Source organism: Natronolimnobius sp. AArcel1 (assembly GCF_011043775.1).
Taxonomy (GTDB): domain Archaea; phylum Halobacteriota; class Halobacteria; order Halobacteriales; family Natrialbaceae; genus Natronolimnobius.
In genome coordinates this window covers 316,781-338,966 of the sequence record NZ_JAAKXY010000005.1, presented here as the reverse complement: position 1 = coordinate 338,966, position 22,186 = coordinate 316,781, and the positions used below count along the sequence as shown (strand labels likewise).

General features: G+C 57.2%; 19 protein-coding genes and 1 pseudogene. 11 read left to right on the top strand and 9 right to left on the bottom strand.

Annotation, left to right across the window (positions count from 1 at the left end; translation table 11 throughout):
* Positions 1–228: 228 nt before the first annotated feature.
* Both G6M89_RS16635 and G6M89_RS16630 read right to left on the bottom strand, forming a co-directional pair.
* Positions 229–2,172 (bottom strand): ABC transporter substrate-binding protein, encoded by a 1,944-nt coding sequence (locus G6M89_RS16635; RefSeq protein WP_165163002.1) that lies wholly within the window; start codon positions 2,170–2,172, stop codon positions 229–231.
* A gap of 345 nt (positions 2,173–2,517) precedes the next feature.
* Positions 2,518–2,763: a hypothetical protein gene (locus G6M89_RS16630; protein WP_165163001.1), complete on the bottom strand. Its 246-nt coding sequence runs from the start codon at positions 2,761–2,763 to the stop codon at positions 2,518–2,520.
* Between the two features lie 148 nt (positions 2,764–2,911).
* Between G6M89_RS16630 and G6M89_RS16625 the strand changes: the two genes are divergently transcribed.
* Positions 2,912–3,544: a YIP1 family protein gene (locus G6M89_RS16625; RefSeq protein ID WP_165163000.1), complete on the top strand. Its 633-nt coding sequence runs from the start codon at positions 2,912–2,914 to the stop codon at positions 3,542–3,544.
* A gap of 168 nt (positions 3,545–3,712) precedes the next feature.
* On the opposite strand, the gene G6M89_RS16620 is transcribed toward G6M89_RS16625, so the two are convergent.
* Positions 3,713–5,059 (bottom strand): neutral/alkaline non-lysosomal ceramidase N-terminal domain-containing protein, encoded by a 1,347-nt coding sequence (locus G6M89_RS16620; RefSeq protein WP_165162999.1) that lies wholly within the window; start codon positions 5,057–5,059, stop codon positions 3,713–3,715.
* 113 nt (positions 5,060–5,172) lie between these two features.
* Positions 5,173–6,264, bottom strand: coding sequence for a Gfo/Idh/MocA family protein (locus G6M89_RS16615; protein ID WP_165162998.1), 1,092 nt, complete (start codon positions 6,262–6,264; stop codon positions 5,173–5,175).
* An 852-nt stretch (positions 6,265–7,116) separates the two neighbouring features.
* On the opposite strand from G6M89_RS16615, the pseudogene G6M89_RS22795 reads away from it, so the two are divergent.
* The 3 genes and pseudogenes from G6M89_RS22795 to G6M89_RS16605 all read left to right on the top strand — a co-directional run.
* Positions 7,117–7,434, top strand: a pseudogene (locus G6M89_RS22795) (sulfatase-like hydrolase/transferase); the annotation flags it as partial.
* Positions 7,435–7,486: 52 nt separating this feature from the next.
* A complete protein-coding gene (locus G6M89_RS22405) occupies positions 7,487–7,633 on the top strand; it encodes a hypothetical protein (protein ID WP_241175431.1) in 147 nt (48 codons plus the stop codon).
* A gap of 77 nt (positions 7,634–7,710) precedes the next feature.
* Entirely contained in the window at positions 7,711–8,724 is a 1,014-nt protein-coding gene (locus G6M89_RS16605; protein ID WP_165162996.1) for a zinc-binding alcohol dehydrogenase, read from the top strand.
* A 60-nt stretch (positions 8,725–8,784) separates the two neighbouring features.
* On the opposite strand, the gene G6M89_RS16600 is transcribed toward G6M89_RS16605, so the two are convergent.
* Both G6M89_RS16600 and G6M89_RS16595 read right to left on the bottom strand, forming a co-directional pair.
* Positions 8,785–9,807, bottom strand: coding sequence for a Gfo/Idh/MocA family protein (locus G6M89_RS16600; protein ID WP_165162995.1), 1,023 nt, complete (start codon positions 9,805–9,807; stop codon positions 8,785–8,787).
* Between the two features lie 216 nt (positions 9,808–10,023).
* A complete protein-coding gene (locus G6M89_RS16595; RefSeq protein ID WP_165162994.1) occupies positions 10,024–10,818 on the bottom strand; it encodes an IclR family transcriptional regulator in 795 nt (264 codons plus the stop codon).
* A gap of 828 nt (positions 10,819–11,646) precedes the next feature.
* On the opposite strand from G6M89_RS16595, the gene G6M89_RS16590 reads away from it, so the two are divergent.
* Positions 11,647–12,885 carry a glycosyltransferase gene (locus G6M89_RS16590; RefSeq protein WP_165162993.1) on the top strand — a complete coding sequence of 413 codons (1,239 nt, stop codon included), beginning with the start codon at positions 11,647–11,649 and terminating at the stop codon, positions 12,883–12,885.
* A 294-nt stretch (positions 12,886–13,179) separates the two neighbouring features.
* Complete coding sequence (locus G6M89_RS16585) at positions 13,180–14,082, top strand: universal stress protein (RefSeq protein ID WP_165162992.1); 903 nt, start codon at positions 13,180–13,182, stop codon at positions 14,080–14,082.
* A gap of 25 nt (positions 14,083–14,107) precedes the next feature.
* On the opposite strand, the gene G6M89_RS16580 is transcribed toward G6M89_RS16585, so the two are convergent.
* Complete coding sequence (locus tag G6M89_RS16580) at positions 14,108–15,070, bottom strand: sugar phosphate nucleotidyltransferase (protein ID WP_165162991.1); 963 nt, start codon at positions 15,068–15,070, stop codon at positions 14,108–14,110.
* Between the two features lie 219 nt (positions 15,071–15,289).
* Between G6M89_RS16580 and G6M89_RS16575 the strand changes: the two genes are divergently transcribed.
* The 4 genes from G6M89_RS16575 to G6M89_RS16565 all read left to right on the top strand — a co-directional run bounded on the left by G6M89_RS16575 (position 15,290) and on the right by G6M89_RS16565 (position 19,039).
* Entirely contained in the window at positions 15,290–16,462 is a 1,173-nt protein-coding gene (locus tag G6M89_RS16575) for an inorganic phosphate transporter (RefSeq protein WP_165162990.1), read from the top strand.
* Between the two features lie 94 nt (positions 16,463–16,556).
* Entirely contained in the window at positions 16,557–16,679 is a 123-nt protein-coding gene (locus G6M89_RS22600) for a hypothetical protein (protein ID WP_255488450.1), read from the top strand.
* Positions 16,680–16,683: 4 nt separating this feature from the next.
* Positions 16,684–17,562, top strand: a complete 879-nt coding sequence (locus tag G6M89_RS16570) for a class 1 fructose-bisphosphatase (protein WP_165162989.1) — start codon at positions 16,684–16,686, stop codon at positions 17,560–17,562.
* A gap of 64 nt (positions 17,563–17,626) precedes the next feature.
* The gene (locus G6M89_RS16565; RefSeq protein ID WP_165162988.1) at positions 17,627–19,039 is read left to right on the top strand and encodes an ADP-dependent glucokinase/phosphofructokinase; all 1,413 of its coding nucleotides are present in this window, start codon (positions 17,627–17,629) and stop codon (positions 19,037–19,039) included.
* Positions 19,040–19,087: 48 nt separating this feature from the next.
* Here the strand turns inward: G6M89_RS16565 and G6M89_RS16560 are convergent, their stop codons facing one another.
* Entirely contained in the window at positions 19,088–20,443 is a 1,356-nt protein-coding gene (locus tag G6M89_RS16560) for a sulfatase (RefSeq protein ID WP_165162987.1), read from the bottom strand.
* Between the two features lie 428 nt (positions 20,444–20,871).
* Here G6M89_RS16560 and G6M89_RS16555 point away from each other — a divergent pair, with 428 nt between their 5' ends.
* Positions 20,872–21,753 carry a universal stress protein gene (locus G6M89_RS16555; RefSeq protein ID WP_165162986.1) on the top strand — a complete coding sequence of 294 codons (882 nt, stop codon included), beginning with the start codon at positions 20,872–20,874 and terminating at the stop codon, positions 21,751–21,753.
* A gap of 3 nt (positions 21,754–21,756) precedes the next feature.
* On the opposite strand, the gene G6M89_RS16550 is transcribed toward G6M89_RS16555, so the two are convergent.
* A complete protein-coding gene (locus G6M89_RS16550) occupies positions 21,757–22,152 on the bottom strand; it encodes a DUF2267 domain-containing protein (RefSeq protein WP_165163202.1) in 396 nt (131 codons plus the stop codon).
* Positions 22,153–22,186 lie beyond the last annotated feature (34 nt).

Genomic DNA, 22,186 nt, shown 5'->3' with positions numbered 1-22,186 from the left:
AGTTACCCTCCAGATGCGTGGCGCGGTGTGGTGCAGCACCCGGCTGACAGTCGACACCGTGTGTGTTGGGCACATTCATGCGCCGTACTACTCTTACCCATGGTTTGTTAGTGTATGCCATAACGTGCGGCCTATGCTTTTAGATGTTGCGGTTGAGCGTTCGATGTGGACAAATTGTCACAGTAATAGTGACAAACACATCAAAGATCGATAAACACCCGCAATTAGTTAATATTCGTATTCGTCGTTAGTCTTTGCCGATATCGCACCGATTTGCGGGAGGGTGTACGTATATGGCATCAGTCCAGCCAGTGGATCTTCACCGAAATCATCGGGGTAGTTCCACCGCTGAGTCATATACCAGTTGTACACACCGGCTCCACCGGGCAGTTTGGGGACGGTCTGATTGAACGTCCACGAGAGCGTTTCCGTAATCTCCTGAATCCGTTCCTCATCCGTCGTATGAAGCAACTCATCACACAGTTCAACCGGCTCAACTTCGATCGTGTCATCGCTATCGGGTTCTCCTACCGGCGGAACCTCAATACCGGGTTCACCGTATGGCTCCGAGATGTAGTTCGCGAATGGGTCGTCTTCTTCTTGCTCAGAGTCGTCTCGAATCCACGTCAGTTCCCAGCCGTTGACGATGTCTTCGAAGCCAATGAACCCACGCGCAATCTCGTAGTCGAGATTCGGGATTGTCTGTCCGAAGTACGTCGTCCCCTCGATCACTTCGACAGTCGAACTGATACCGAACTCCGATAGGTTCGATGCAGCGTACTCCATCCCATCGACCTGCCATTGGACCGTCGATGGCGCCGACCACGGAACCTCGAACGGTTCCCCATCAGGAGTGTACCATTCGCCATCCTCTTCCGTCAGGCCAGCATCCAGCAACAGTTCCTCGGCGCGGTCCCAATCCTCATCATAGGTTGTCAGTTGATCATTCCAGTCATCATCAACCCACCCTTCTTCTTCCATCGGTGGCGACATACCACTAAACTCACGGTCAACTTCACCCCAGTCACCGTGGTATTGGCCGTTGATGCCATCGAAGTTGAGGATGTGTGCAAATGCCTGTCGAACACGTTCATCGCGCCACAGGTCGGCGTACTCTCCGTCACGAAGATTAAACACGAAGCCGTCGGTCCACCCACCGACGATAGGATTGAGTTCAGATTCCGGTGGATACTCGCTCTCGAGTTCCTCCTGGCTGTCAATTTCGAACCCGTCACCACCGTCGATGTCGCCTTGAATTGCCGCCTGATGAAGCGCCGGACGTTCACCGAAGAAGCGACTGAACTGTCGTTCGTAATTCAACTCGTCAGGGTAATCAGAGAGGTCGAGCCCATGATCGTCCTCCAACGTCTGTTGGATTTCAGCCCATGGATAGTCATCATACTTGACGAAGTGTGCGCCTTGCGTGTCGACATCCTCGACTTCAAACGGCCCACACGCGTAGGGTTCTAACTCGTCAGCTCTGACAGTCATCTCCGCGTATTCCGCGCTCACATCGTCCACGTCATCGTCGGAGTCTGCGTCCAAGTACTGTTGCTCGATGTCACCGTAGAGCTCTTCGTGGGCGAAAATCGGCATCTCCCAGAAGGCATCCCCGATAAGCGGTGCAGGGTTATACTCGTCGTTGAGATCGAGTATCACGGTCGTCTCCCCATCGGCATAGATATCCTCTCGAGGATCGTCGACGTACTGTTCGACTGGTTCGTTAGCAAGTGCTGCAAGCCTGATCGAACGCACAACATCATCGGCTGTTACTGGATCGCCGTTGTGCCAACTAAGTGCATCCTGGACTTCTGCCGTCACCTGCTCGTCGTCGATAGTCCATTCACGGATACCAATTGGATAGTACTCTCCATGCGTTCGAGAGTCAGCTGCCATCTGCGGGAAAACCGGCATTCCGATACTCCACTCCGTTGGCAGAGTGATATTGAACGGATTGAACTGGACGTCTTCTTGAGCGGCGAGTTCAGTCGTGACGAACTCGTTTGAAACAAGGTCATCTGGTCCGTCACCGTTCGAATCATCTCCCCCACCGAAACAACCCGCGAGTAAACCGGCAGCACCCGTTCCAGTTAGTGCGAGCATCTGTCGGCGATTGACCGTACGCTTGCGTGTCGAGCCTACACGCTCGACCACAGGGCTATCTTTGGACATTAACGTTCAGTTGTACGAGTGGGGCACAACCTAATTAAACCTTTGCATAGATATCCGATACTAGCATGCCGAATATTTCCTTTTCTCAGAGCTTTTGGCCCGTTTGTCGAGTATCCTGGGCTAACGCTTGAAGATCAACAAAGGAGAGATATTGTACGAGATTAGTTCACGTTTCGCAAAACTTTCGAGCGATTATTGTACATTAATGAATATGATAGAGTGGCAGTCCCAACCGATTCGTGGCTCGAGAGCAAATCGATATCCCATCTCTTGGAAGTCATTTCCAATGCGACTGCGAACTGTCCCGCGGTTGCATCGGAATATCGGGCTACCATTCCTAGTGCGTTAGTGACCGTATCGACCAAGTGCCCAGAACAGTCCGTAAACGAAGATCGTGATCGCACAGATGATGAGTCCACTCGCGGCCGAAACACCAGCTTCCGTGCCTCGACCCACAGCTTGGAAAACGAGACCCAGTACAATGAGGCTGAGTCCAGCTAGCAAGGGGTACGCGACAATCGCATATTCCTGAATTGACTCGACCGCACGTTCCATCGATGACGATGGCTCCGCGAACGATTGTGTCGCCATACACGAGGTAATCCAGATAGACCGTAATAACTGTTTGCACATTGCACCCATTCTATCGAGTCCGGTTCGGAGATAGCTCAGTACAAACATGTTAACCGGAGACAATATACCGTAATTTATACGGCATCGGCCTCTCCATGTTAACCAGATGATTGCCCGTTTGGTAACAAATCCCCAGGCGTTCGTCGAGCGACAGTCAAAGTACCCCGGAATACGTACACAGAGCATCATTGCGTTGCTCGTTGGACTTGCATTCGCGATCAGACATGCAGGCACGGTCGCAGTGATCGGAGACGGGTATGGCCATGTTAGTGCACCAATTGCAGTGTTGTCGCTCGTCGAACTGCTTCTCCCGTTCGTCATCTGGGGCGTCGTAACCGTCGCGATTTACTACACTGCTCGGTTCGTGAAAGGCTACTTCCCGCCCGGGTTGCTCTTTCGACTCACCGGATGGGGACTCGTTCCGCTTATTGCCGCGGGACTCATTCAAAGTCTCGGCCAACTATACGCATTACAGGGTGCACAAGAGCCTGCTGAACCGTCGTTCTCGGCGTTTCAGTACGAACTCGAGGCGTACCAGAGCTATACTGATAGCGCACTCGGCGATCCGATATTCATCGCGGCAACAGTTCTGGCCATCCCGTTCGTCCTCTACAGCGGCTACATCTGGGCAACCGTCGTCGAAGAGATCAGTGACGTTTCGTTGCGGGAAGCGCTCTACGTCAGCACCGTACCCACGACACTGTGCCTGCTCTGGCTCGCCTCGCCGTTCATCCTCTAGCCTGTTTTTTCGAGAGGACATCGTGTACGCGGCCATCGCCTACAAACACGCTCGGTGAGACGAATTTTCAGACCGATATACTAGTACGACCACGAGACGGCTCTCGGTGACGTTGGAATTGACAGAGAGAGACCCACATGAGTCACTCGGTGTACTCCACAGACATGTTCACGTGATGAGATCCAAGGTTGCCTCGCGGAACCTAACGACCGCCTCAGGTGCAATCTTTGCTGTCCGGACCTCGTATCCAATCTGTTCTAGGGCTGAAAGCGGCGGAACGTAGCCAATATACCCGTTGACGTACCCAGCAGGAACGAGCGTCGACACTCGAGTGCGCGCTTTCAACTCGAGGCCATGACGAACGAAAACTTCGCCAGGCATACCAAGGAGACCCACTTCGCCGAGTTCGATGTACGGAATATGCGTCGGAAGGTGTGTCACATCCCACCGCGCGATGGCGAGTAGCTCCTCGGCATACTGGTGATTATGTGCGAGTTTCGTGTGGCCAACCTGGTCGCCGTTCGCCTCGAGGCGCTCCAGCTGGCTCTCGAGGTCTGCGATCCGGTCACGAATCACTGATTCCGGCGGCGTTTCTTTGACCGGAAGTGAGACGTCTGCTTGATCGATCTGGATTGGCGGTCGTCGCATCGTTACCGCAGTCGAGTTCGTCGCGGCCTCAAGTGCACGACAGACTGCATCGCCGACGCTCGTTCCGATTTCAGCCATGTACTCGTACACAGCGTCGCCGGTTCGATCGGAATCCATGCCGGATGGGTTGATGTCGCCGGCTGCACCGTTGAGAAACAGGACCGGAACGTCGCCATACTGCGCTCGAATGCGACGGCGCGCGTATCCGGGCCAGTCTGCGGAAAGTTCCGTCTCGCCGGCGGTCGTACAGACTGGATGGCACGCAAAATTGTAGACGACCGCACGTTCACCAGACGCCGTCTCAATCAGCAGTGCGGTTACCTCGGGGTCGACCGTTCCCCACGGAACCCGAACGTTTCCGCTGACGCCACCAGTCTTGCGGCGATTTTCAGGGACCGTCGTCTCGCTATCGTGGCCGATTCGAACGGTTGCTGCCTCCCGGCGCTCGTACGCCGCGGTGAGTGCGGCCACGAGACCCCGTTCAATGGATGCGACCGTGTCGGACACGTCAGTCTCGGCTTGTAGCGGCGGACTCACGTCCAGTGCTCTGGCGGGAAGATACGGGCCAGCGTGAGTGTGTGTCGCGGCAATGAATAGACCATCGAGTACGATCCCATCATCGGCGAGCGACTGACGCACTTGGTGTGTAAGTTCGCGGGAGACGTTCAACACGTCCACGGAGAGGAGCCCAACCGTGACTGCACCGTCATCGAACACTACCGCCGATGCAGAGAGCGAGTCATGGACACCACTCGACAGCCCCTCACGTGCACCATACCCGCTCATCTCAACCGGGCCATCCGGCGTAATATTTTTGCTCGCCACACCGGCTTGAAGCATCGCCTCGTGCGAAACAGTACCAGACATACACCGTATCTGCGCCGGTCAGCTATTAATCCCTCCGGTCATTGCACTTGGTGCTGCCATACTGTGACTAGAAAGCTACCCGAAAGACTGCCACCGGATCGCGACGATCACCATCAGTCCTGCTCGATCGGAACCGACCGTTCGGTGCCAACGGAAACCCACTGATCGGTCTCGGCTGACTCATAGACTGCGTCGAGTACCTCGAGGACGGTGAGTGCATCCTCAAGCGAAACAGGAACGGGATTCCCCTCGTCCATTGCCTCGAGGAACAATTCGAGGAATTCGAGGCCCCACTCGCCACCGTAGCCGTCCTGTGGCTCATAGTCGTAGTTGATCGTCCGTTTTGCGGTCCCGTCCCAACATTCGGTTACCGACTCGAGTTCGAGTTCTGTTTCGCCGTCGAAGCCGAACTGGCGACCAATAGGATCCCACCGACTTCTGCCCTCGTCGCCGTAGATCGCGACGTGCGTGTCGTACCGTTCCTCGCGGAGATAATACCCACACTGAAGCGTGCCGAGAGCCCCGGATTCAGTTTCGAACTGGATCGTGGCGCCGTCTTCGACGTCGATGGCATCCGAGCGGGAATTGAGCGAGGCGTTGACCTGCTCGATCGGATCGTCCAGAATCCACGGTAAGAGATCGATCCAGTGGATACCGAGCCACTGAACGATCCCGCCACGACTCGCCGATCGGTCGAAAAGGTAGTGGTCTGTATCTCGGTAGGCCGGTTTTGAGGTGAGAAACCGCGTCTCGAAGGCATGAACGTCGCCGAAAAAATCCTCCTCTACTCGATCTCGAAGTTCCTGCGCGATCGGATGCCCACGCCAAGAGTACGACACACCGACGGTCGCCTCGGACTCCTCGACGGAGTCGATTACGGGCCGAAGGTCGGCAGCCGTTCTGGCAACCGGCTTTTCGGTGAAGACGTCGATACCGCGCTCAACCGCCTCAATGATGACCTCCGGGGTCTGCTCGTTGGACAGTGTCAACCAGACCAAATCGGGTTGTTCGCGATCAAGGAGTTCAGTCACCGATCGGTACGTCGGAATCGCCTCGAGTCCGTCGATTGAATCGAGGGCGACCGACTCGTCGGGTTCACACGCACCGGTAATCTCGACAGGCAGATCCTCAATGCTCTTGAGGTAGGGTTCGGCGTGGTGGTGGTTCAGACCGATGTAGCCGATTTCGCGTCGCTGCTGGCTCATATTTCAGTCCCACCTACTCGAAGAATTATTTTTGGAGCGGTCAACTGTGTGTTTCACTGGGGGATCGGACTGTCGCATCGATCCCACGGACCTACCAGGAAGGTAGTTCGCAATCGTCGAAAGAGCGACGGTGGTCGACGTTACGGTGTCGGACGCCCGATCGACAGGACCGATCCGAGCACCCTCACCACCGTCTACAGCGAGTCTATAGACAGGCATTGTCAGAAAATCATTTCGTGTTCACGGATATAAGCCTATTGTCTAGCTCACGATAGTCGTCGGTTCAGCGGGACACGTACCTATGTCCACTCGAGTATTTTCATCGAAGTGGCAGGTCCGCAGCCGTACTACCCAAGATGATTAGGACACAGCGAATCAACGCTGATGGATAAAGTCTGCATATCGAACCGTTCGTGCGACCTGCATCTCGGTGTAGAAGACAGTGAATGGGCAGTATAAGAGGCAAACCACCAAGACACGGACGACCCACGGTGACAAATGACATGCTCGTTTAGGTCTGCTAAACGCCGAGGGGAGTTACGTCAGCCGCGAATTCAATCCGATGTATGGCCCAATGTGCTGAGAAGCGAACTAGTATCAGTACCAGAACCAAGTGAGTACGAACGATTGGCGTTCAGTTCTCCTAAACAAAGAGCGAAAATGAGCCTCACCGACGTGATTTTGGCTTGGAGACATTAACAGCAACAGACATACAGAAATATAACACAAACAGTAGTCGGAATTATGTGATCGCAGTGCTCAAAAACTGACGAACTGGATAAAAAACGAGGGTGTGTGACGGGATCACGTACAAGTTTTTACATAGGTACCTATGTAAATAGTTGCGTTGGCATGCTGGGAGATGTGGTCTTGTTGGTAGTTAGCAAAAATCCTGAGATAGAGACACAAACACTGTTCACCCATAGTAAACGCTGGGCAACAAACAGAACATCACGGACAGGGATCAAAATCACCAGTACCGCTAAGCGAATTTGCAGTGAACCACAACGCATGAAGGTACTCATCGTCGACGTAGATTCACTACGACCTGATCACCTCGGATGTTACGGCTACAGTCGCCAGACATCCCCAACCATTGACACGCTCGCCGATAGTGGTATGGTTTTCGACCGATGCTATGCGTCTGATACACCCTGCCTTCCGTGTCGAACGGCAATAGCAACGTGTCGACACGGACCCGCAACTGGCGTCGTCACGCACTATGGCGACGGGCAGTGGTACAGACATCCTGGATCCGGCCACGACCCAGATCCCGAGCGTGCGCTCGGCGTATCGTGACGGCCACTGGTCGGATCAACAGGTCGCGGCACTCGAGCACTCTCTTGCGATCTATCCACGTGGGCAGTAGTTCTGAATGGACAACTGCGGCGTGAGCAAACGGGATAACTTAATGGGGGTGCAGTGGCATGGTAATGTACAGCACCGATGGCACGCAACAAGACTTCAGAGACAATTGTCTTCGATGAGCCGAATGCAGTTACGATCGAAGAGCGCGAACGACCAACGCCCGACGCCGACGAAGTCCTGATCCGAACCGAACGCACACTGGTGAGTACGGGGACGGAACTGACGGTTCTCTCCGGCGAGTACCCCGAGGGATCGTACTGGGACGAACATGCGTCGTATCCGTTCGAGCCAGGCTACAACAACGTCGGCGAGGTCGTCGAAATCGGCACCGCGGTGACTGATCTTGAGATCGGCCAGCGTGTCGGCACGTATGGTCCACACGCGGCCTACACCGTTGCCAGCGCCGATCACTGCCGTCCCATTCCCAACGGTGTCGACGACGATCAAGCGGCCTTCTTTACTATCGCAGAGATTGTGATGAACGGCGTACGCCGAAGCGAACTCACCTGGGGTGAAACCGCCGCGGTGTACGGTCTCGGGCTGCTTGGACAGTTTGCCGTCCAGTACTGCCGAATTGCTGGTGCTCGCCCTGTTATCGCCGCGGACGTCGCGACAAGGCGTCTCGAGTACGTCCCCGACGACCCGGCAATCGAAACAGTAGATCCATCTGCAACCGACCCGGAAACCGCCGTTCGAGAGGTCGCGAACGATCGACTGGCAGACGTTGTCTTCGAGGTGACCGGGAATCCGGCTGTACTCACCGACGAACTCGATGTTCTGCGAGAACAGGGTCGATTCGTTGTACTGAGTAGCCCACGTGGAGAGACGAAGTTCGACTTTCACGACTTCTGTAACGGCCCGAGCTACCACATCATCGGCGCGCACAACTCCTCACATCCAAGCGTTGCAACACCAGAAAATCCCTGGACTCAGCATCGACACGCCGAACTGTTCTTCGAACTCGTCGAGGACGGCGACCTCTCCGTTGACCATCTCATCAGCCACCGCGCGGACTACGCCGACGCAGCGGATATCTACGAGACGCTGCTTGAGGACCGATCTGAGGCGATGGGCGTCCTGCTCGAGTGGTAAGTTGGACGCAGCGGATTCAAAACCGAAACAGTAGAAAGCCGCTCTCAGTACGAACTCACCCTACGATTCAAGTTCCGGGTACGCAACGCTAACGGGTGCACCGCGCTTTGCCGATTCGTAAACCGCATCAACGACTGCGACGGCATCGACGCCGTCCCGACCAGATATTTCGGGTGTTGTGTCAGATTTGACTACCTCGACGAAGTTACGGATCAAGCCATAATTCGGATCCGATCCCCAGTACACCGACGCAATTCCACTATCGTCACCAGTGTCTCGAGTGAGTTTGTACGTTTGATCGAAGCAGTCGACGTCGATTGTTCCCTCAGAACCAACGATATCGATCGTCGCGTCGCCCCAGAAGTCCCACTCGTCGGGGCGACTCCAAGAGCCATCAAGCGTAAACACCGTTCCGTCAGTCAGTTCCATCGAGAGTATGTTCACGTCCTCGACTGCGGTATCGTGAAATCTCGTGCCGAGTTCCGCGTAGACTTCGGCGACGCGTTCGTCGGTCAACCAGTGAACCAGATCGACGATGTGGACGGTGTGATCGATTGCTGCCCCACCACCAGCCGCGTCAGGATCGGTGAACCAGTCGCCGGGCATCTGTCCGCGGTTCGTTCCAACAAGGTACTCGATCGAACCGATGCGGCCCGCCTCACAGGCGCTTTTTGCCTCGAGTGCGGGTTCGGAGAATCGCAACGGCATCGCAACCCCAAGTGTAACGTCCGCCTCCTCACACATAGTGACGATCGACGATGCATCGGATGCCCTCGGGGCAAGTGGCTTCTCACAAAGTACATCGACGCCCGCGTCTGCGGCACTTTCAACCCAATCCACGTGTCTTTCGTTCTCCGAGCAAACGATCACAGCGTCAGCATCCTCGAGAACAGTGTCTCGGTCACGGTACTGCGTACCGTACTGCTCGGCAAACTTTCGCCCCCGTTCGGGATCGTCATCTGCAATCCCGACGAGTTCGAGATCCGACTGTGCGACTACGATATCGGCGTAGGCATTGGCGTGAACGTGTGCACTCGAGAGCATCCCGATTCGGAGTGAGTCCTGTTCATCTGCGCGATTCATTTGTTCCTCCGACCCAAACGAACGGCTATCAACGATGCGAGTTGCATACGTAGGATTGGTCCATCCGCGCTAATAATGATTTGGGTCAGCGACAGTGACACTGCCCTCGAGTCACATTCGTGAATCGTGCGAACGGGCGTTCGTGCCCGTGAGCAGGTCGGCGAGCAGTGTATACATCGTTGAGTTGGTTCTATAGTTCAGCTGTGAGAGAGTCGCTCAGAGGTCTGGATTGTATACAGACGTCGAGTTGACTTCGATGACGTTCGATCGCTGTCTGATTGACTCGAGAATGTTTTCGTTGAGTGTTTGCTCATCGATTCTACTTACCGGGCCGATGACGCTAATAGCAGCGTTGATCTTTTTGTCGTGATTGAGAATCGGCATACCAATACCGATGAGGCCCTGAATCGTCTCTTCACGATTGTACGCAATTCCTTCCTCTCGTATCGTCTCGAGTTCGTCGAACAACTCGGCGCGATCAGTAACCGTATGTTCTGTGACGCCGGGCAGGCCGTGTTGGTCAAGAATTTCGTCAACGCGTTCTGGCGATAGTTGTGAGAGGATGGCTTTCCCAACGGCGGTCCGATGAAGGTGTGAACGATAGCCGACGTACAACGGGGTTTCAATAGCATGTTTACCGAATGATCGATAGAGACACACTCCCTTACCGTGTTCCTCGACGGTAAACAACACCATCTCTCCTGTTTCCTCAGCCAATTTATCCAACTCCTGCGTAATGAGATCGTATATTTCGATCCGGTTGCGAGCGTGGTGAGCAGTATCAAGAAATCGGAAGCCAAGTTGGTACGTGTCCTCGTTGTCCTTGATTACGTAGTCGTTTGCCTGGAGTGTAGCTAAGTGGTTATGGACTGTTCCTTTCGTGACGCCAACATGAGTCGCGATTTCCGTTACACCCGCTCCCTGAAGGGTCTGTAATGCCTCAACAATGTCAAGTGTCGTCTGGACGGCATCGATCCGTTTTGTCTCTTGAGATGTGGGACCAGATGTCATGTATACTATTTTCGCATAAACCCACTTAAGCGTTTAGCCACGGAAAACAGACGGTGTACAACGGAACGTTTTAACCGCTGAGGTGGGGTTTCTGGTGTTCAGATCACCGTCCCGCCTCATACTACTCGTTTCCAGAGGTATACAGTAACCCACAGTGTGAGTAGTCAGGCACAGTACAAATAGGAGTGGTTTCATCACCTCGATTTGGGAAATTATCGGTGTGTATAATACTCACCTATCAGTTATGATTAAGTGTAGATAGATAGTAAGTTCGGAGCATAGAGCGAGAAGATAGAAATAGGAAATCACTGCGATGGTATACTCAATAAGCTGGTGATTTCTCTTATTGACGAACGATACAGGCAATACGTTGGTGGCGATCCGTCTACCAGCGGCCAACGATATGAAACGCCTGTAGACCCAAGATACAGGACCTACAAGTGTGGGTTTGAAATGCTGAGTGAGCCCTATGATGACGTTGGCGCAACTACGTTTCACAACAACTATACTGACTAACTGAACCCAATACAACACCGTTCTGGCTATGAATGTCACTGTCGACAACGCATCCCTCACCCTGTCATAAATTAGGTAGGAACCTGAATTGGATATCTTTATATTATTTTTATCCCACACATATGTCAATTTATTGTGTGATCAAATTACGCCCCACGGCGAGGCGCACCGTACCGCAGGTGAGATAGGGTGGCGATTCATGACACGATCTGCTCTCTCGAGTCACCGTCTTGCTCTCGCGGTCGAACTGACACATTGGTTCGTGGTCCCCCCACAACTGATACTACCGGTCGTTGTAGGACGGACAGGACGATGCACGCGCCATTACACCCGGATCGAACGATCAACGCATACATCGATGTGACGGGATCGGATCGTCTCGAGCGATTGCGATCGCTGGCTGAGGCGTTGACCGACAGCCGTGTCCTACACATTAACTCGACTGCGACTGGTGGCGGAGTGGCCGAACTCCTCCGGTCGATTGTGCCACTGTGCAACGATCTTGGGATCGACACCGACTGGTTTGTCATGGACGCTACCGACGAGTTTTTCGAGGTGACAAAAGCAATGCACAACGCATTGCAAGGCAGCGGCCCCCCGCTGACAGAGGAAATGAAAGCGACCTACCGGGCCGTCAATGAGGAAAATGCGATTGAACTCGAGGGCGAAGCCACGTACGATCTCGTGGTGATCCACGATCCACAGCCGTTGGGGCTACTCGATCACCTCGAGGCGACGATGCCAGAGGCCGTGATCGTCTGGCGCTGTCACATCGATCTCACCGATCCAACCGATGAGTACCTGACGTTCATCTCCGAATACACGGCGCAGGTTGACCACGCAATTTTTAGCCGATCTGCCTACGTCGGCGACACTGCGGTTCCGGAAACGAGCATCATCTATCCGTCGATTGACCCAGTCACGGAGAAAAATCAGACACTCGACGCAGAGACGGTGGCGACCGAGCGCAATCGATTGGATCCCCTCTCGTTCGAGGACCCGCTCGTCACGCAAATCTCTCGATTCGACCCGTGGAAAGACCAGTTCGGCACGCTCGAGGCGTATCGTCGGGCCAGTGAGGACGTACCCAACCTGCAGTTGGCGCTGGTCGGCGGGATGGCCGGCGACGATCCGGAGGGACTAGAGTTGTACGAACAGGTCGCTGAGGCGGCGGCCGCCGATCCGAACGTCCACGTTCTGACCGATTTACCAGACAGTGGCGTGAACGTCTTGCAGCGCGAGTCGGACGTCGTCATCCAAAAGTCGCTGCGTGAGGGCTTCGGGCTAGTCGTTTCGGAAGCACTCTGGAAGCGGACACCAGTCGTGGGCTCGAACGTCGGCGGTATCCCACTGCAAATCGTCGATGGAGAAACCGGTTATCTCGTCGATGCTGACGACGCAAGTGGTGCTGGCGAGCGGGTTTCTACCCTTCTCAAGAACGATGCTCGGCGGGCAAAGTTTGGCGACAACGCGCATGAACACGTTCGAGAGCAGTTTTTGCTACCGCGACAACTCGTCGAGTTGCTGGGTGTGATCGCCGACGAACTATAGTACCAACTGCAACGAGTGACACACTGCTCGCCGACCTGCTCACGGGCACGAACGCCCGTCTGCTCGCGGCACAATGCGCCGTTCGCAGGGTATGCGAAACCGCGGGTCTCAGTCACTGCGTTCATTCCGAACCGCGTATTCGCTCCGAGCCGCGCACCCTCTGGCGATTAGGTGTGCAGTGACGTGCAGTGGCTACTAGAGGTCACGGGAAAGAATGAGTCGGTCGCGTCGATCCACGAGGTGCTGGCCCCCTACAATTATCCGCTACAGTGGTGAAGGCAACACCCAACAGTCATGAGCAGGCCTATCAACTCGATACTAATACCGACAGACGGAAGCGAGGGCGCCCTTGCGGGTGCAAAACGTGCAATTGCGCTCGCATCATGGACCGGCGCGGACATACACGTCCTTTCGGTCGTCGCCGTTCGCAGTGATTTAGAGAGCATCATGGATACGACGGACTCGATCTATGCATCGCTCGAGGACGAGGCTGAAGACGCTGTGGAGGCCGTCGCGGACATGGCACGGGCTCACGACGATGCGCTCGAGGTGACGACCACCGTCACGCGCGGGACACCGTTTCAGTCGATTAGAGCGTACGCCACGCGGCGCGAAATTGACGTCATCGCCATGGGGACGAAAGGCCGGGATGGACTCGACAGAGTCCTGCTTGGAAGTGTCACCGAAAACGTTCTCCGGACGGCTCGGACGCCTGTCCTTGCCGTTCCGCCGAGCACAGACGCAAGCAACATCGACGATATCGTCTTCAACGAGTTTCTGCTCCCGACGGACGGCAGTGACGGAGCTGCCGTCGCAACCGACTGGGGGATCACGCTTGCGAGCCGGCTCGAGGCCATGATCCACACGGTGTACGCCATCGAAACGGGCCGCATTTCCCAAGCGAAAGCACCGGAGGAATTGCTCGGCGCACTCGAGCAACGCGGCGAGGACGCGATTGAGCACATTCGAGAGCAGGCTAGGGATGCCGATGTCAGTAGTTCCGGTGGAATCGCAACCGGCCCGGCGGCGGACGTAATCCTGACGTCTGCGAGCGAGCGCGACGTCGATCTGATCGTCATGGGGACACACGGACGTACCGGAATCGGGCAATGGTTTCTCGGAAGCGTCACCGAAAATGTCGTTCGAGAAGCCGATGTGCCCGTGTTCTGTGTCCCGGTGAGCGCCGAGTCACCGTGACGGCGATCACGAAATTCCGGTGCGGTCAGTCCGGAATCTGCGTGTACGCCCCGATCATCGCGTCGTGCAGGTCGACCCCCTCGAGCTGTGCACCCTCGTCGATAATCGACCGGTCGACCGTCATCCCCCGTAGTGTGACGTCCGGGAAGACAACCGCCCGTTCGATATCGGTCTCGACAAGCGTTGCGTCCGCCATGACGTGGACGTTCGGTCCGACCGACGCGTTCTCGAGCAGTGCCGAGTCGGCCACGTGTGAGTCGCCCTTGAGGGCCCAGGCGACGGCGTCGAGATAGCGCTCGCGCGTGCCGATGTCGAACCAGGGTCCATCGAATACGTACGCATACGTCGGCTCCCGTGACTGGAGCCACTGGACGAACCAGCCCGGTTCATCGGGATCGTTTCCCGCCTCGAGATACGTCGGCAGTAACTCGAGCGTATCTCGCGGAAACACGTAACAGCCGACCGAAACGCGCGTTCCGGGTGGGTCGTCGGGTTTTTCCTGAAAGTCGACCACGCGGTCGCCCTCGAGGTCGACAACCCCGTACGCAGTCGCCAGCGCCCGCGAGCCAACATCCGCGGCGGCGATCACCGGTGCGTCTTTTCGGTCGTAGTACTCGAGAACATCCGCGATTGCAAACTCGAAGATGTTGTCGCCGGCGATTACCAGCAGGTCGTCGTCGATCCCTTCGCGGTCGACCAGCTGGGCGAGCGCGCCAACGACGCCGAGTTTTTCCGCTTCAGCATGGGTCTTCTCGACCGAGAGCCGTGGCTTCTCGTAGCCGCTTTCGGCCAGGTGTGCCTCGAACTCAGGAGCGAACCGCTCGTTCGTACTGACGTAGACGTCCTCGATTCGATTGTCCGCCTCGAGTTCGTCGTAGATGCGCTCGATGACGGTCGTCTCCCCGAGCGGGAGGAACATCTTTGGTCGGTGTCTCGTGATCGGCCACAGCCGCGTGGCGTACCCACCGGCGAGGACGACGGCCTTCATCGGCTCGTCTCGCCCCCGACAGACGGTGGTCGACGCCGATACTGTGTCGCAGTCAACTGAATCGCTACTCGCGTTGTATTCATACGAATCTGGTGCAGTCCCGGGTGCGACCTCCACCGAGACTCGTGGTAAAGCTTTCACCCGTAGCCCGACTCGAGTCGCTCCGTTCATCAAACGCTAGAATACCTATTTGAGCGTTCGTCTCGCCAGTCTCTACCGATGGTCGAGTCCATCCTGCTGATCGGGATCACTGTCTCGGTGTTCGTCGGATTCAACATCGGCGGCTCCTCGACCGGAATCGCCTGGGGGCCTGCTGTGGGCGCGGGGTTGATCGGGAAGGCAACGGCAGCAACCATCATGACGGGATTCGTCTTTCTGGGCGGCTGGACCGTCGGTCGGAACGTGATGGAGACGTTGAGCGACGGGATTATTACAATTGAAATCTCGCTCACAGCCGGTGTCGCCGTCCTCTTTTTCATCGGACTCGGAATCCTCGTCGCCAACGTCTTTGGCGTCCCAGTGCCAACCTCGATGACGACCGTCGGGGCAATTGCCGGGCTTGGACTGGCAACGGACACACTCAACTACGAAACCATCGCCTGGATTCTCTCGTGGTGGATTTTCACACCTATCTTCGCGTTCTTGATCGGTGCGATCATCGGCCGGTACATCTACGCGGGGCTCAGTCGCCGCGTCCAACTCGAGAACTCAGAGAGGCCGCTTCTTGTTCTCGACGATTCGGGTCAGTTTCTGACGCCCGCTTTCGGACCCAACACGACCTGGAGAGAGATCGCTGGGACGATAGTTATCGTCATCCTCGGGTGTTACATGGCGTTCAGTGCGGGTGCGAGCAACGTCCCGAACGCCGCTGCGCCCCTCGTTAGCGGAGGAGCACTGGCAGCCGAACCGGCAATCGTCGTAGCGACGGTCGCAATCGGCCTGGGCGGGTTCACGATTGCCCGGCGGACGATGGAATCAGTCGGGAGCGATATCAGCGACATTCCGCTGCTCGGTGCACTGATCATCATGCTCACGGCTGCCTCGATTACGACGGCACTCTCTTACATTGGGATACCGATCAGTCTCGTGCTATCGTCGGTCGGCGCCATCGTCGGCCTCGGCTGGGGACGGGCAACCAGGCCAATCGCTGCCCGCGAAGCACTCTCGAGAGAGACGACAGACACTGAGATCGTGATGGGAGCATTGACCGCTGAGGACGCGGTCGACGATCCAGTACCAATCGGCGAGGACGAACCCGAGGAGATTCTCGAGGCGGACGAACTCTTCAAACCAGAGGCCGTCATCCGATACGTCACGATGTGGATCGTTGGGCCCTCGATGTCGACGATTCTCGCATACGTGTTCTTCGTGTCAGTTCCAGGTGCCGTCTAGCGGTGGTGTCACTCGAGTGTGAAACGGCCAGCGGTGAGTTGCGTTCCTGACACACCACAAACAGTATATGGCTCCTCGGTGGAGAACTCGGCGAATGATTCTGATCGACGATACTCCCATCGTACGCGATGGGCGGATACTGATTCTCGCGATGGATGACGGCCTCGAGCGGATCGTATACGAGGAAGCGACCATCGACGGAGTTCTCGAGGCGTGAACCCATGATCGACACGAATTCCCCCATCGAAACTGTCGTCGCGACGATCGCTCGGACAGCGAGTGAAATTCATCAGGGGCTGGTTGGCAGACGGGTGACGACCGACGACGAGAACCCAAGCGGCGAAACGCAGTTCAAGGCGGACCTCTTCGCGGACGAATTGCTCGCCGATCGGCTATCATCAGTCGACGGCGTCGCACAGTACGCCAGTGAGGAGCGAGCCGAAATCGTCGACTGCGGTGGCGGCACTCTCGCCGTCGCCGCTGATCCCGTCGACGGGACGTCGAACCTGCCCTCGAACAACACGATGGGAACGGTATTCGGCATCTACGACGCGCCACTCCCTGCGCCGGGAACGGCCCTTGTCGCGGCGGGATACGTGCTCTACGGACCGATCACCACGATGATGGTCGCTCGAGACGGGACCGTCACGGAGTACGAACTCGCCGGTGGCGAACGAACCGTTGTCCGCGACGACGTCACGATTCCAGACGACCCCGCCGTCTACGGATTCGGCGGCCGAGTCCCGACCTGGACCGACGACTTCCGCGAGTTCGTCCGCACAATCGAGATGGACGAAGCGCTCGGACTCGAGTTACACTACAGCGGCGCGATGATCAACGACATCAATCAGGTTCTCACACACGGCGGCATTTTCGCCTACCCCGCTCTCGAGGACAGTCCCGAAGGCAAGCTTCGACTCCAGTTCGAAGGGAACCCGATTGGATACATCATCGAGACGGCTGGTGGGCGGTCCTCCGATGGGAGCACCTCCCTCCTCGAGGTTGAACCGACTGACCTGCACGATAGAGTGCCACTTCACGTCGGTAGCACCGAACTGATCGACCGCCTCGAGGGCACGCTCGCGGCTGACTCGGGGTAGCTGCGGGATAGTATCGCCGAGACACGCATACCATTAACTCACTGGGGCTGGGAGCACCCCTACCATGGTGGACGAGAACACCCAGTTAGAGGCAGATATCCGAGCGCTGGAGGGGCTACCGGTGTTCGTTGCGTACAACGCCAACGTCGACGCAATTGTTCGGGTCGACGAGGACGTCGAATCCTACCTTGACCGACCGTCCGATCCGGGCGAGCGCCAGCCGCCGAGTCCGCTCGCGTCGAAACGGGACCTCGCAACAGCGATCACGCACACGATGGCGGCAGGACGGGGCGACGAAGTCGCGATGACCGATGAGTTTTCGGCCACGCTCGAGGCGGAGTTCGAGCCCGACAGTCAGCAGATGGGGGGCCAGACGGGGATCATGACCAATCTCGTCTCCGCGCTCGGTGCGTCGCCGGTTACGTATACGTACCTGCTCTCGGATCGCCAGCTCTCGATGTTCGACCACCCCGACGGAGTGGAGTATCCGAAGGTCGAGGACGGTGAGGTGGCGTTCATCCCACTGCGTGAGGCGATCAACACGGACCGGACAAAGATCAATTGGGTGTTCGAATTTCGTGTCGACGACGAGTTGTTCGGCGTCCGTGCGACCGAGGACACGCGATTCATCGCGGCTTCCCGCCCCCCGGAGTTCGACCTCGTCGCCGGCGACCTCGATGACAACGTCGATCAGGTCGGTGCCGTCGTAGAGGGGGCACTGCTCGCCGGCTATCACAACCTCACGCCCGACCACGTCGAGGAGGGCTACGAGCAGGCCCATCGCCACGCGCGAGATGTCATCCGTCGGCTTCGGTCCGGGAGCGAGGACGGCCTGCAGGTCCACATCGAGTACGCCGTAACCCACGACGAAGCCCTCCGAGAGAGTATGTACGAGTGGATTCTCCCGGAAGCTGACGTCGTTGGCGCGGATACACACGAACTGACCCTCTTACACGACGACGCCGACCTCAAGGCCGTCGAGACACCCCCTACAGAAGCGACGCCGTTCGAACCAGCGGAAATCCTCACGCACTATCGCATGCTCGAGGCGATCCGAGACGAACTCGGCATCGGATGCATTCAGTTACACGCGATGGAGTACCACCTCGCCGTGATGGAGTCGTATCCCCACCCGGATGCGGTCGCACGCGGTCTCGAGTTTTCGGCGGTCAACGCGGCGACGAAAGCAGCACTGGGTAACATCACGTCGCCTGAAGACCTCGAAACCGGCCTAGAGTACGAGCCCTCCGCGAAGGGACGTGAGGCGATTTCGCTTCTCGCAGATCACCTCGACGAAACAGCCGAGAACGGGGTCCTCTCCACCCCGAGGGTCGCCGCGTGCCCCAATCGCGTCGTCAAGGACCCCGCGGGAACGGTCGGCATCGGCGACATCGTCTCCTCCTCGAGTTTCGTCCTCGAACTCGCGATTGCAAACGAACACGACGAGACAGGAACTCGAGACTCACCAGCAACGTAACACGGCCGGTTATCGCCGGTCACACGACGATACTCGAGCCGACATCGACTACGCCGACTCGTGTGGCCACGACTGTATCTCGTCGAAATCGCCCGGTAGGACAGGACCCTCGAGGAGTGGATCAGCAGTGTCATCCATCCACTCGTACAGTTCTCGAGAGAGGTCGCGCCGGACGTCCTGATACCGGGGTTCGTACACGACGTTGTCGTCTTCCTGTGGCGCATCGCGGAGGTCGTACAACTCCTCGTACTGTCGGCGTGGCACACCATCGGTTTCACGGACTTCACGACCAGATTCGCTGGCGAATACGTCAGCAGGCAGGTAGACCGTCGGGAGATGCCAGAAGCTTCGAATGTACTTGTACCGATCAGTACGGATAGCCCGGACCGGATTGTACATATCGTGCCAGGTCATCTCGGCGAAGATTCGATCTCGCTTGGTATAGGACTCCGTACGATCCGTGATCAGTCCGGCAACGCTTCGTCCGTCGACTGCATCGGGTACCTCGACACCCGCGAACTCGAGGATGGTCGGCAAGACGTCGACGTTGCTGACGAGTTCGTCGTATCGCTCGCCAGGATCGATGACATCGGGATAGCGCATCACGAGCGCCGCCTCGATTCCCGCATCGTAGCACGTCCCTTTTGCACGCGGGAACGCGATTCCGTGTTCGGTCGTCACAAGCACGAGCGTGTCCTCGTCCAGTCCGTTGTCGGCCACCGCCTCGAGGATCGTTCCAACGCCCTCGTCGAGGGCGTACACCATCCCACGCATTTCGCCGAGGTCGTGACGCAGACCGCGTCTGTCCGGCAGATACGGGAGCGGGCGGATAGCCTCTGGATCGTCAGCGCCGTAGTACTCTGCGTCAAACCCGAATCGCCCGTCGTCCTCCTCAACTCGGTGACACTCGAAAAATCCAATCGACGCGAAAAACGGTTCCTCGTACTCCGATGCGTCAAGAAACGACGAGACAACCGACGCGACGTTACGGGCTCGATTCGCTTGATGGACTGCCGGTGACACGCCCGGGTAGAGGTTCCCTTCTGAGTGAACACGGTCGTACTCGAGTCGATCCGTATCCTGGGAGATGTGCTGGAGTCCGAACAGGTGTGTCTCGTAGCCGGCGTCACCGAGGTGTTGCGGGAGGATTCGTTCGTCGTCGTGGAGCCCCCAGTCACCATGGGCGAGCCCCATGAGGCCGTTGACGTGGGGGACGCGCCCGGTCATGAGGCTCCCGCGACTGGGAGAACACTGCGGGGCAGTCGCAAAGTGGCGCTCGAACAACGCGCCGTCGGCGGCGAGTGCATCGATATTTGGCGTTTCAATATCAACGCCGTAACAGCCCAGATACCGGCCGAGATCGTGTGCGTGAATCAGGAGGATATTGGGTTGCGACGAGTCCATACCCTCGAACTACACGGACATGATGGATAACTATTGGCTAATTGATAGTGAGCTGAACGTATTCACGTCGTCACTGTCTGCTCGAGACGAGCGAGAAACGACCGACTACAGCGAATCCATGTCGGCAACTGACCGTCGTAGCGATGTGTTCTGCGCAAAAACGCCGGACCGAGTGAGATCCTGTCTCGGATTCTGGACGACTGCGTCCTCGAGCCCCCAGTGGCCCAGCAGTCACATCTCAAACTGGTCGCATCGCTTTCATTTGGTGGCGTGCCTCGACGACCAGTGGCCCCAAGCAGACTCGAGACGGAACAACATATCCGCCGCAGTGAGTATACCGAACACTGTTCTATCGGCGTGTCTTTATCGGTATCCTCGTGGAAGCCTGATCAGGCGGACACTCACCGCCGATTCAGTCACCTTCATCCATGCCACGACACGTCCTCGTTCCGATTGATGGATCGGATCACGCCATTGCCGGATTAGAGTATTGCGTTGCATCGTTTCCAGATGCAGCACTGACCGCACTGTACGTCGTCGATCCCGCGCACGATAATGAGGCAACTGCCGGATCAGACACGACGTCGAGAGACCGCGCCGAACAACGTGGCGACCAGATCCTCGAGCGTGCGGCGAGGCGCGCTGCAGATCGCGGTCGTGAAATAGAGACGATACGGAAGACCGGAACGCCCCACACCGAAATTCTCTCCGTCGCAACTGGCGACGTCGATCACATCGTGCTGGGAAGCCACGGCGAATCGCCGATCACAAGCCCGTTTCTCGGCCACGTAAGCGAAGCCGTCGTCCGGCGGGCCCCGGTTTCGACCACAATTGTTCCCGAACCGACGGCAGCCGTTCGTGACCGCGATCTTCCTGGTGACGTGCTGATCCCGATCGACGGCTCAGCACAGGCCGACGCGGCGCTCGCGTACGCACTCGAGGCGTTCCCAGACGGGTCACACACGGTCTTTCACGCGCTCTCGCTCCCGTTCGATCGGCCTCGCTCTGCGGTCGAAGGGACGTATCTCGAAGCGATTGCAGCCGACCGAGAAGAACGAGCAGCGGAGCTATTCGAATCGGCGACCACGATTGCCGACGAGCGTGGACTGACAATCGAGACGGAAACCGCAGATGGGGCGCCAGCACAGGCGATCCTCGAGTACGCCACCGAGAACGGTTGCGACCAGATCGTCATGGGGAGTCACGGGCGCTCCCTCAAGGCGCGGCTACTGGGCTCAGTTGCAGAACGCGTTGCGCGGCGCTCCTCGCTGACGGTGACGCTCGTGCAGGGCGATCCGACGGCGACGTAGCTCTCACTGATCTGGCTCCTGCGTATCGATCAATCCGAACAGCGGATCGAAGTCCTCGGGGAGCTGATTGTCTGCTTTCTCGATGTTTCCAGGTGGGACCACGTCTGCGACGATAGCGACGATCTGCTGTGCATGGTAGTTTGCATCCGACCGGTCGACGTTCGCGCGCGCCGCAACGCGGTCGAGAAATTCCTGATAGTCAAAGCGCTGTCCGTGTTCGGCCTCAGTCAGGTATCGGTCGATTTCCATCGGGAGCGGGCTCGCGAGGTCCGTTGCCTCACCTTCGTGCAGCCGTTCGCCAAGCGTCGTTAACACCGCTCGAGTCGCCCGAACGGCCTGTCCCATCTGCGCGAACTCGAGTCTGTGTTGAACCTGACCGACGAATGTTTTGTAATCCATAATCGGTGTCGTGTGTGTATCTGCTCGAGTGATC